8 protein-coding genes and 1 pseudogene are annotated in these 10372 nt (G+C 75.5%); 7 read left to right on the top strand and 2 right to left on the bottom strand.

Translation table 11 applies throughout. The features are described 5' to 3' along the window. The 4 genes and pseudogenes from ACZ3YL_RS35355 to ACZ3YL_RS35340 all read left to right on the top strand — a co-directional run. Positions 1-123, top strand: a pseudogene (locus tag ACZ3YL_RS35355) (electron transfer flavoprotein subunit beta); the annotation flags it as partial. A gap of 46 nt (positions 124-169) precedes the next feature. Next, positions 170-1132 carry an electron transfer flavoprotein subunit alpha/FixB family protein gene (locus ACZ3YL_RS35350; RefSeq protein ID WP_465661481.1) on the top strand — a complete coding sequence of 321 codons (963 nt, stop codon included), beginning with the start codon at positions 170-172 and terminating at the stop codon, positions 1130-1132. Between the two features lie 171 nt (positions 1133-1303). After that, positions 1304-2725: an acyl-CoA synthetase gene (locus tag ACZ3YL_RS35345; RefSeq protein WP_465661479.1), complete on the top strand. Its 1422-nt coding sequence runs from the start codon at positions 1304-1306 to the stop codon at positions 2723-2725. 331 nt (positions 2726-3056) lie between these two features. Beyond that, positions 3057-3959 carry a C40 family peptidase gene (locus tag ACZ3YL_RS35340; RefSeq protein ID WP_465661477.1) on the top strand — a complete coding sequence of 301 codons (903 nt, stop codon included), beginning with the start codon at positions 3057-3059 and terminating at the stop codon, positions 3957-3959. An 80-nt stretch (positions 3960-4039) separates the two neighbouring features. On the opposite strand, the gene ACZ3YL_RS35335 is transcribed toward ACZ3YL_RS35340, so the two are convergent. Continuing rightward, on the bottom strand, positions 4040-4954 hold the full coding sequence (locus ACZ3YL_RS35335) for a PfkB family carbohydrate kinase (protein ID WP_465661475.1): 915 nt from the start codon (positions 4952-4954) through the stop codon (positions 4040-4042). Between the two features lie 407 nt (positions 4955-5361). Here ACZ3YL_RS35335 and ACZ3YL_RS35330 point away from each other — a divergent pair, with 407 nt between their 5' ends. Further along, positions 5362-6429 carry an NUDIX hydrolase gene (locus tag ACZ3YL_RS35330; RefSeq protein ID WP_465661473.1) on the top strand — a complete coding sequence of 356 codons (1068 nt, stop codon included), beginning with the start codon at positions 5362-5364 and terminating at the stop codon, positions 6427-6429. Between the two features lie 175 nt (positions 6430-6604). Beyond that, positions 6605-7420, top strand: coding sequence for a DUF4184 family protein (locus ACZ3YL_RS35325; protein ID WP_465661471.1), 816 nt, complete (start codon positions 6605-6607; stop codon positions 7418-7420). Here the strand turns inward: ACZ3YL_RS35325 and ACZ3YL_RS35320 are convergent. After that, a complete protein-coding gene (locus ACZ3YL_RS35320) occupies positions 7396-8760 on the bottom strand; it encodes a dipeptidase (RefSeq protein ID WP_188305423.1) in 1365 nt (454 codons plus the stop codon). The two genes, ACZ3YL_RS35325 and ACZ3YL_RS35320, sit on opposite strands and share 25 nt — an antisense overlap. 167 nt (positions 8761-8927) lie before the next feature. On the opposite strand from ACZ3YL_RS35320, the gene ACZ3YL_RS35315 reads away from it, so the two are divergent. Next, the gene (locus ACZ3YL_RS35315; protein ID WP_465661469.1) at positions 8928-10181 is read left to right on the top strand and encodes a geranylgeranyl reductase family protein; all 1254 of its coding nucleotides are present in this window, start codon (positions 8928-8930) and stop codon (positions 10179-10181) included. Positions 10182-10372: the final 191 nt, after the last annotated feature.

Below are 10372 nucleotides of genomic sequence, written 5' to 3'. Positions count from 1 at the left end.
TCGTGGACGGCGGTCGACGCGGTGTCGGCGCGTCCGGCGCGGACCGCGGGCACGGTCGTCAAGGACGAGGGCGAGGGCGGCAAGCAGCTCGCCGCGTTCCTCGCCGACCAGAAGTTCATCTGAGCCCCGCCCGTCAGCGCATCCAACGATCGATCAGGAGCAACGAATCATGGCTGAGATCCTGGTTCTGGTGGACCACGCCGAGGGCGTCGTCCGCAAGCCGGCCCTCGAACTGCTGACCCTGGCCCGCCGCATCGGTGAGCCGTCCGCCGTCGTCCTGGGCGCCGGTGCCGCGGCCGCCGACATCGCCGCCAAGGTCGCCGAGTTCGGCGCCGCCAAGGTGTACGTCGCGGACGGCGCCGAGTTCGCCGACCAGCTGGTCGTCCCCAAGGTGGACGCCCTGGCCCAGATCGCCAAGGCCAACGACGCGGCCGCCGTCCTGGTGACGTCCTCCGGCGAGGGCAAGGAGGTCGCCGCCCGCGTCGCGCTGCGCCTCGGCTCCGGCATCATCACCGACGCCGTCGACCTGGAGGCCGGCGACGGCGGTCCGGTCGCCACCCAGTCGGTGTTCGCCGCGTCCTTCCAGGTGAAGTCCAAGGTCACCAAGGGCGCGCCGGTCATCACCGTCAAGCCGAACGCCGTCGCCCCGGAGGCCGCCGCGGCCGCCGGCGCCGTGGAGAACGTGTCGGTGGAGTTCACCGGCAACGCCGCCAAGGTCACCTCGCGCACCCCGCGCGTCTCGACCGGCCGCCCTGAACTGACCGAGGCCGCCATCGTGGTCTCCGGCGGTCGCGGTGTCGGTGCGGCCGAGGGCTTCGGCGTGGTCGAGGAGCTCGCCGACGCGCTGGGCGCGGCGGTCGGTGCCTCGCGTGCCGCCGTCGACGCCGGCTGGTACCCGCACAGCTCGCAGGTCGGCCAGACCGGCAAGCAGGTCTCCCCGCAGCTCTACATCGCGGCGGGCATCTCCGGCGCCATCCAGCACCGGGCCGGCATGCAGACCTCGAAGACCATCGTGGCCGTCAACAAGGACCCCGAGGCCCCGATCTTCGAGCTGGTCGACTACGGCGTGGTCGGCGACCTCTTCCAGGTGCTGCCGCAGCTCACCACCGAGGTGAAGGCCCGCAAGGGCTGATCCCACGGGTAGGACTGGAGGGCGTGGTGCCGGGTGCTCGGTGCCACGCCCTCCGCCGTTGTGCCCCGGGCCGCGGGGAGCGGGGCGCCGGCCCGTAGAGTCGGCCCGACGGTGCCCGGGCGCGGGAGCCCGTGGTGCGATCGGGGCGAGGACGAGGGCGAGGACGGAAGCATGGCACTGCTGACGGCACTTCAGGGTGGCCACGGCGACGCGGCGGACGCGCTGCGGATCGACGGCCGGGCGCTCTCCCGGGAGGAGCTGCTGGGCGCGGCGACCGCGGTGGCCGACCGGGTGGCCGGGGCCCCCGCGCTCGCGGTGCTCGCCCGGCCCACCGTGGAGACGGTGGTGGCCGTGGTCGGCGGGCTGCTGGCGGGCGTCCCGGTGGTGCCGCTGCCGCCCGACTCGGGCCCCAAGGAGCGCGAGCACATCCTGCGCGACTCGGGTGCGGCGCTGCTGGCGCACGCCGCCGGGGAGGCCGCGCCCGCCGGCGCGTCGGTGGCGGCCCTGCCCGTCGACCCCGCCGAGCGCTCGGCGACCGGATACGCCGAACCGGCCGCCGAGGCGACCGGCTTCGTGCTCTACACCTCGGGCACCACCGGCGCGCCCAAGGGCGCGGTGATCCGGCGGGCGGCGATCGCCGCCGACCTGGACGCCCTCGCCGCCGCCTGGCAGTGGACCGCCGAGGACACCCTCGTCCACGGTCTGCCGCTGTTCCACGTGCACGGGCTGCTGCTCGGTGTGCTCGGCGCCCTGCGCACCGGCAGCCGGCTGGTGCACACCGGACGGCCCACCCCGGAGGGTTACGCGGCGGCGGGCGGCAGCCTCTACTTCGGCGTGCCCACCGTGTGGTCCCGGCTGGCGGCCGACCAGGAGGCCGCCGGGCGGCTGGCCTCCGCCCGACTGCTGGTCTCCGGCAGCGCGCCGCTGCCGGTGCCGGTGTTCGAGCGGCTGGCGGCGCTCACCGGGCACGCCCCGATCGAGCGCTACGGGATGACCGAGTCGCTGATCACCGTCAGCACCCGGGCCGACGGCGAGCGGCGGCCCGGCAGCGTCGGGCTGCCGGTGGAAGGGGTGCGCACCCGGCTGGTCGGCGAGGACGGCGAGTCGGTCCCGTACGACGGGGAGAGCGTCGGTGAGCTGCAGGTCTGCGGCCCGACCCTGTTCAGCGGCTACCTCAACCGGCCGGACGCCGATGCCGAGGCCTGGACGGCGGACGGCTGGTTCCGCACCGGGGACGTCGCGGTGATCGGGGCGGACGGCTTCCACCGGATCGTCGGCCGCGCCTCGGTGGACCTGATCAAGAGCGGCGGCTACCGGATCGGCGCCGGTGAGGTGGAGGCCGCGCTGCGCGACCACCCGGCGGTCGCCGACGCGGCGGTGGTCGGCGCGCCGGACGAGGACCTCGGACAGGCGATCGTCGCCTACGTCGTTCCGGACGGCGCCGTGACGGGGGAACAGCTGACGGCCTTCGTGGCGGAGCGGCTCTCGGTGCACAAGCGGCCGCGCCGGGTCGTCCTGGTGCCCGAACTGCCCAGGAACGCGCTGGGAAAGGTGCTGAAGAAGCAGCTGCTGACGGAGGCCGAAGGGCGCTGATGAGGGGGCGTCGGACACGCCGGGCGGTGACGGCCGTTCACCCTGATGCGCCGTCGGCGGCCGTCCTGCGGAAACCTTCCTTTGGCGCACTCCACTGCGCGCCGTGACGGGACGCGTGCCTAACGTGACACGCAGGCAGAACTGAATCCTGGGTGACGTGCCGCGGCTCCCGGTCGCAGGACCGGAGGCCGCGGCACGTCGGACCGGGGATCTGCCGAGCGTACGTACCGGCCCTGTCGGGGCGTACCGCGTGTCCGCAGCAGTTTCCGCAGTCGTCCGTTCGGCGGCCGTACGCCGCAGTGCGTTCGCAGCAGTGAAGGAAGTCAGCAGGATGACCACCGTCAACACCGGCGCGCCGGATGCCGCCGACGAACCGACCGGGCAGCACGCCCCCGCCACCGCCGCCCGTTCCGCCACCCCCGCCCGTCCCTCGCGGGCCGCGCGGATCCGCCGGGGGATAGGCATGGCGGCCGTGATCGCGGTCGGGGCGGGGACCATCGGCCTCGGCACCGGCGTGAGCCCCGCCGTGGCCGAGCGGGCGCCGGCGCACGCCGGGTGGGACGGCTCGCGGTACTGGTTCAAGAACAGCCAGGGGCAGTGGCGCTGGACCACGCACTACAGCGTGTACCTGGCGCGGACCGGCGGGGCGAAGTCCACGGCGAAGTCGTCGTCCTCCTCCTCGTCCTCGTCGAAGTCCTCGAACGGCGGGATCAAGCAGGGCTGGGACGGCTCGCGGTACTGGTTCAAGAACAGCAAGGGGGAGTGGCGCTGGACCTCCCACTACGACATCTACCTGCAGCGGACCGGCGGCTCCTCGTCCGGCTCGTCCGGGTCCTCCGGTTCCTCCGGCGGCTCCCAGGTGGCCGAGGACCGGGATGTCGAGACCGCGGTGGAGTACGCGCTCGCCCAGCTGGGCAAGCCGTTCCGGACCGCGGGCAACGGGCCGGACGGGTACGACTGCTCGGGTCTGGTGCAGCAGTCCTTCCGGCGCGGCGGCATCAGCCTGCCGAGGGTCGCCAACGACCAGTACGCGGCCACCACGCCGATCAAGGCGAGCCAGCTGCGCCGCGGTGACCTGCTGTTCTGGTCGCCCGACGGCACCGCGCGGGGCATCCAGCACGTGGCGATCTACCTGGGCAACAACCAGTACGTGGAGGCCGCGCGGCCGGGGACGCTGATCCGGATCTCGGGGATCAGCAGCGGGTACTACCCGGCGTACATGGGACGGCCGTAGCGCACTCGTGCGGGGCGCCCGGGCCTGTCGGTCCGGGCGCCCCCACGCGCGCCCCCGACGTCCGGTCAGGGGTGATGCGGTCAGAGGTCGGTCGGGCGGGGGAGCGCGCCGCGGGCGCCGAGCGCGGTGACGGCGAAGGCCCCGGCGGCCACGGCGGTGGCGGCTGCGGCGGGCAGGTCGGCGAGGCGGGCGAGGCCGGCGGCGAGCGCTCCGCAGAAGACGTCGCCGGCGCCGGTGGTGTCGACCACCCGGACGGCGGGCGCGGGCAGCCGGGTGAGCGCCCCGTCGCTGGCGACCAGTGCGCCCTCCCCGCCGAGGGTGACCACGGTCCCCTCGCCGTACCGGGCGAGCGCGTGGGCGGCCTCGACGGCGGTCGCGGCGCCGGTGAGCTGGCGGGCCTCGACGGCGTTGGCGACCACCAGCGGGCGGCGGCCGCCGGGGGCGGGGTCGGGCAGGTCGCCGGCCGGGGCGGTGTTGTGCAGCCAGCGGGTGCCGGCGCGCCCGCCCGTGCTGGGCAGGGCCGCGGCGGCGGCCCGGACGCACTCGGCGGGGACCTCGTTGCTGGTGAGCACGACGTCGACCGGGAGCAGGTGGAGCCGGGCCAGGGCGGCGGTGACCTCGTCCGGGGTCAGCCGGGCGTTGGCGCCGGGGACCACCACGATGCTGTTCTCGCCGGAGGGGTCGACCATGACGACGGCCTGGCCGGTGGGCGCGTCGGGGTGCGCGTGCACGGCGCCCGTCTCGACTCCCGCGCCGCGCAGATCGGCGAGCGCCCCCTCGCCGTCGGCGTCGCGCCCGATCGCGGCGACCAGGTGCGTGGCGGCCCCCATCCGGGCCGCCGCCACCGCCTGGTTGGCGCCCTTGCCGCCGAACCCCCGGCTGGTGCCGGTGGCCAGGACGGTCTCGCCGGGCGCGGGGAGCACGGGGCAGCGGAGGATGCGGTCGGTGTTGACCGAGCCGATGACGACGACCCGGCCGGCGGGGAGCAGCTTCATCGTTCCTCTGTACGCGGCGGGGCGCGGGCCGCGCAAGCGGTGGGCGGGCGGGCGGCTGGAAGCGGACCGGTGGTCCGGGGGCGGGCGGGAGAGCGAGAGGGCGCAGGAGCGGCGCGAGCGGCGTACGGGTGGGGCGCGCGGGGGAAGTCGGCCGGTCCGACTTCCTGTGCGCAAGCGATGGCGGTAGGGGGCAGCTTTGATGGCGGCCGATCCTCATGTGTCCGTACCGGGCCCGTGGCCTGGGCACATGCCGCTGTCAAGGGGCGGGCCGGGGCGCGCGGGCGGGCGCGGCGAGCAGTTTTGGGGAGCGGCGTACCGCGGGTACCACCACGGGTGGCGCTGGTTCGGCCGACGGGGGCGCTGCCCGGTGCGAACGGCATCGGGGCAAGTCGAGGGCAGGGGACGTTGTGATCGTCTGGGTCAATGGCACATTCGGGGCGGGCAAGACGAGTGCCTGCCGCGAGCTGGTGGAACTGCTGCCCGGGAGCGTGCTCTTCGATCCCGAGCTGGTGGGCTTCGGACTGCGCCGGATGCTCCCGGCCGACCGGCTGGCCACGGTGTCCGACTTCCAGGACCTCGCGGCCTGGCGCCGGCTGGTGCCGGAGACGGCGGCCGCGCTGCTCGGTGAGGTCGGCGGGCCGTTGGTGGTGCCGATGACCCTGCTCAGAGAGGACTACCGGGACGAGATCTTCGGTGACCTCGCCGCACACGGGATCACGGTGCACCACTTCGTGCTGGACCCAGAAGAAACGATCCTGCGCGACCGCATCGCGCACCGCGAGGAATGCCCCGGCGATCCCGAGGGCAGCGAGCGGGTCCGCACCTGGTGCCTCGAACACTTGCCCCGCTACCGGGCCGCCCGCCGCTGGCTGGTCGGCGACGCCCGGATGATCGACAGCAGCGGGCTCACCCCGCGCGAGACCGCGCACCGGATCGCCGAGCTCGTCCGGGTCGGCGCCGCCCGCTGCCCGATCGTCCAGGCCCAGGAGCCGACCGGGGACACCGTGGCCTCGGCGGTGCTGTTCTTCGACGAGCAGGACCGGGTGCTGCTCGTCGACCCGGTCTACAAGCCCGACTGGGACTTCCCCGGCGGCGTGGTCGAACGCGGCGAGGCCCCCACCGACGCCGCGCTGCGCGAGACCGCCGAGGAACTCGGACTGCGGCTCGACCCCACCGTGCTGCGCCTGCTCGCCGTCGACTGGGAACCGCGCACCGGCCCGCGCCGCGGCGGCCTCCGGCTGATGTACGACGGCGGGCTGCTGGACGACGCCGGGCGGCAGAACGTCCTGCTGCAGCAGGAGGAACTGCGCGGCTGCCGGTTCGTCACGCTGGAGGAGGCGGCCGACCTGCTGCCGCCGAGCCGCTACCGGCGCCTCGCTGCCGCGCTGGACGCCCGGCGCAGCGGGGAGCTGCGGTACCTGGAGGCGGGGTGCCGGGTGGCGCTCGGCCTGGCCAGTACGGCGGAGGCCGTGTAGGGCCCGGAGCGGGGGACGGGGCGGGCCCGGAGCGGAGCGGGGGACGGGGCGGGCCCGGAGCGGAGCGGGGGACGGGGCGGGCCCGGAGCGGAGCGGGGGGCTGAGCGGGCCCGGAGCGGGGCGGGTCCCGGCCCCCGGTTGGTCGAGCGGGCGGTGCGGGCGTCAGGATGGGGCCATGCCGTTCACGCTGAGCCACCCCGCCGCCGTCCTGCCCCTGCTGCGCGCCGCCGGGCAGCGCGGGCCCTTGGTGGCCTCGGCGTTGGTGGCCGGGTCGATGGCGCCCGACGTGCCGTTCTTCGCCGAGTCGCTGCTGCCCGGGGTGTACGGGCACGGCGGGCTGACCCACGCCTGGTGGGCGGTGCCGACGCTGGACGTGGCGATCGCCGGCGCACTGGTGGCAGGGTGGCACGGGCTGCTGCGGGCGCCGCTGGTGGGGCTGTTGCCCGAGCGCTGGGCGGGCGGCGCGGAGGCACTGACGGTCCGGCGGGGCTCGGGTGTCCGGGGCGCGGACGCGGCCTGGTTCCTGGCCTCGGCGGCGGTCGGCGCGGCCACCCACGTCGGCTGGGACGCGTTCACCCACGGTGGCCGGCTGGGGGTGCGGCTGCTGCCGGTACTGGACCGGCAGGTGGCCGGTGTCCCGGTCTACGAGGCGCTGCAGTACGGGAGTTCGGCGCTCGCGCTGGCCGCGCTGGGCGGCTGGGCGGCGCGCGCGGTGCGGGCCGTCGAGCCGGTGCGACCGGCCGTGCGGCTCGCGCCGCGGACCCGGCGGGTGGCCGTCGCGGCGCTGGGCGCGGCGACCGCGGCCGGGGTGCTGCACCGGCTGAGCCCGCTGCGGCGCAACCTCGTCCCGGAGGTGTGCTTCGGTGCCGGGGCCGGGCTCGCGGTGGGTGCGGTCGGCTATGCGGCGGTGGTCGCGGCCGCCCGCCGGTGGCGTGGCGGGCGGCCCGGGGCCGGTCCGAACTCCCGTCAGGCGGTGCGCAGTTCGGCGTAACGGCGGAGGAACAGCGCCTCGGTGAGGGCCATCTTCTCCAGCTCCTGCGGGTCGACGCTCTCGTTGACGGCGTGGATCTGGGTGGTCGGCTCCTCGACGCCGATCAGCACGATCTCGGCCTGCGGGTAGAGCGAGCGCAGGGTGTTGCAGAGCGGGATCGAACCGCCCTCGCCGGCCGCGACCATCGGGGTGCCGAAGGCCTCGGCCATCGCCTCGCCCATCGCCTCGTAGGCCGGGCCGTCGGTGTCGGCGCGGAACGGCGAGCCGTTGCCCTGGCGCTGGACCGTCAGGTGGGCGCCGAGCGGGACCTGCGCCTCCAGGTGGGCGACCAGGGCGTCCTGGGCGGCGTCCGAGCTCATGCCCGGCGGGACGCGCAGGCTGATCAGCGCCTTGGCGGCGGCCTGGACGGAGGAGGTGGCGCCGATCAGCGGCGGGGCGTCGATGCCCAGGACGGTGACGGCCGGGCGGGCCCAGAGGCGGTCGGCGACGGTGCCGGTGCCGGTCAGGGCGATGCCGTCGAGCACCTTGGCGTCGGCGCGGAACTGCTCCTCCGGGTACTGCACGCCCTCCCAGGTCTGGTCGGAGGCCAGCCCGGCGATCGCGACGTCGCCCTTGTCGTCGTGCAGCGAGGCGAGCACCTTGACCAGCGACTGCAGCGCGTCCGGGGCGGCGCCGCCGAAGGCACCGGAGTGCAGGTTGCCGGCCAGCGTCGTGATCGACGCCTCGACCACCGTCATGCCGCGCAGCGAGGCCGTCACGGTAGGCAGGCCGGGGGCGAAGTTGCCGGTGTCGCCGATCACGATGGCGTCGGCGGCGAGCAGCTCGGGGTGGGCCTCGGCGTAGCGCTCCAGGCCACCGGTGCCCTGCTCCTCCGAGCCCTCCACGATGATCTTCAGGCCGACCGGGTAGCCGTCCCCGTACACCTGGCGCAACGCCCGCAGGGCGGTCAGGTGCATCAGGATGTTGCCCTTGCAGTCGGCGGCGCCGCGGCCGTACCAGCGGCCGTCACGCTCGGTCAGCTCGAAGGCCGGGCTGTGCCAGGCGTCCTCGTCCAGCGGGGGCTGGACGTCGTAGTGGGAGTAGAGCAGGACGGTCGGTGCGCCTTCCGGGCCGGGCAGTTCGCCGTAGACGGACTGGGTGCCGTCCGGGGTGTCCAGCAGCCGGATGCCGGTCAGGCCCTCGGCGGCGAACGCCTCGGCGACCCACTGCGCGGCCTTCTGGCACTCCTCGACCGGGAACTGGCGCGGGTCGGCGACCGACGGGAAGGCGACCAGCTCGGCAAGGTCGGTGCGGGCACGGTCCATCAGGGACCGGACGGCGTCGGCCAGGGGCTGTGACATCGGGGCTCCGGTGGGGACGGTCCGCCCGGGGGGTTGGTGCGGGCGGAGGCGGTCGGTAGGGGTACCGCCGATCATAGGCGGAGCCGTTCGGGAGCTTCCTGGGAGTATCCGGGCCGGCGAGTGGTGTGACGCCCGGGGCGGTGGCCGGACGCATAGGATTACTCGACGTGACTGACTCCGGAAGCCCTGATTCCCGTAGCCCGCTCAACAGCCCGCTCGACAGCCCGCTCGACGAGGCGCCGCAGCCGCCCGACGGCGTCTGGGACGTCGTGGTGGTCGGCGCCGGACCGGCCGGGGCCTCGGCCGCGTACGCCGCCGCCGCGCAGGGCCGCCGGGTGCTGCTGCTCGACAAGGCCGAGCACCCCCGCTACAAGACCTGCGGCGGCGGCATCATCGGCCCCTCCCGGGACAGTCTTCCGCCGGACTTCGAACTGCCGCTGCAGGACCGGGTGTCCGCCGTGACCTTCGCCTACGACGGCCGGTACACCCGGACCCGCCGGTCCAAGCGGATGCTGTTCGGGCTGGTCAACCGGGACGAGTTCGACCTGCGCCTGGTCCAGTCGGCCAAGCAGGCCGGGGCGGTGCTGGTCACCGGAGTGGCCGTCACCGGGGTCGAGCAGCGCGGCGGCGAGCACCGGACGGCCGTCGTGACGGCCGCCGACGGGCGCACCTTCGAGGCCCGCGCGGTGGTCGGCGCGGACGGCAGCGCCAGCCGGATCGCCCGGCACGTGGGCGTCACCTTCGACCAGATCGACCTCGGCCTGGAGGCGGAGATCCCGGTGCCGCCGCAGGTCGCCGCCGACTGGTCGGGCCGGATCCACCTCGACTGGGGCCCGCTGCCCGGCAGTTACGGCTGGGTGTTCCCGAAGACCGAGACCAGCAGCCTGACCGTGGGCGTCATCTCGGCGCGCGGCGACGGCGAGCGGACCAAGCAGTACCTCGCCGACTACATCCGGCGGTTGGGCCTGTCCGGCTTCACCCCGCGGGTCGAGTCCGGGCACCTGACCCGCTGCCGGGCCGAGGACTCGCCGCTCGCCCGCGGCCGGGTGCTGGTCGCCGGGGACGCGGCCGGGCTGCTGGAGCCGTGGACCCGCGAGGGCATCTCGTACGCGCTGCGCTCGGGCCGGCTGGCCGGCGAGTGGGCGGTGCGGGTCGCGGAGGCGGGCGACGCGGTGTCGGTGCGGCGTGAGGCGCTGAACTACGCGTTCGCGATCAAGGCCGGGCTGGGCGTGGAGATGCGCGCGGGCAAGCAGCTGCTCGGCGCCTTCGAGCGGCGGCCGTACCTGTTCCACGCGGCGGTCACCTCGGTGCCGGCGGCGTGGCGGGCCTTCGCCCGGACCACCCAGGGGCACACCACCTTCGCCCAGCTGCTGCGGCAGAACGCGGCGGCGCGCAAGCTGATCGCGAAGGCCTCGCGGTAGCGGAGCCGGGCCGGCGTGCGGCGGGACGGGCCGGCGCTCCTCCGGTTCGGGAGGGGCGCCGGCCCTGTCCGCGGTCGGGGCCGGTGGGGATGCGGCCCGGTGGGGATCCGGGCCTGGTGGGGATCCGGGGCCGGTGCGGGTGCGGGCGCGGGTGCGGGTATGGGCGTGGGTTCGGTGCGGGTTTGGACCGG

The sequence above is a fragment of the Kitasatospora sp. NPDC023176 genome (genome assembly GCF_055560495.1).
Note: the sequence above shows the minus strand (reverse complement) of the source record. Positions and strands in the feature narration are given on the sequence as shown.

What these genes read in the sequence shown, in the direction of transcription:
- ACZ3YL_RS35350 (WP_465661481.1), top strand. Translation starts at nt 170, where the DNA reads ATGGCTGAGATCCTGGTTCTGGTGGACCACGCCGAGGGCGTCGTCCGC.
- ACZ3YL_RS35345 (WP_465661479.1), top strand. Translation starts at nt 1,304, where the DNA reads ATGGCACTGCTGACGGCACTTCAGGGTGGCCACGGCGACGCGGCGGAC.
- ACZ3YL_RS35340 (WP_465661477.1), top strand. Translation starts at nt 3,057, where the DNA reads ATGACCACCGTCAACACCGGCGCGCCGGATGCCGCCGACGAACCGACC.
- ACZ3YL_RS35335 (WP_465661475.1), bottom strand. Translation starts at nt 4,954, where the DNA reads ATGAAGCTGCTCCCCGCCGGCCGGGTCGTCGTCATCGGCTCGGTCAAC.
- ACZ3YL_RS35325 (WP_465661471.1), top strand. Translation starts at nt 6,605, where the DNA reads ATGCCGTTCACGCTGAGCCACCCCGCCGCCGTCCTGCCCCTGCTGCGC.
- ACZ3YL_RS35320 (WP_188305423.1), bottom strand. Translation starts at nt 8,760, where the DNA reads ATGTCACAGCCCCTGGCCGACGCCGTCCGGTCCCTGATGGACCGTGCC.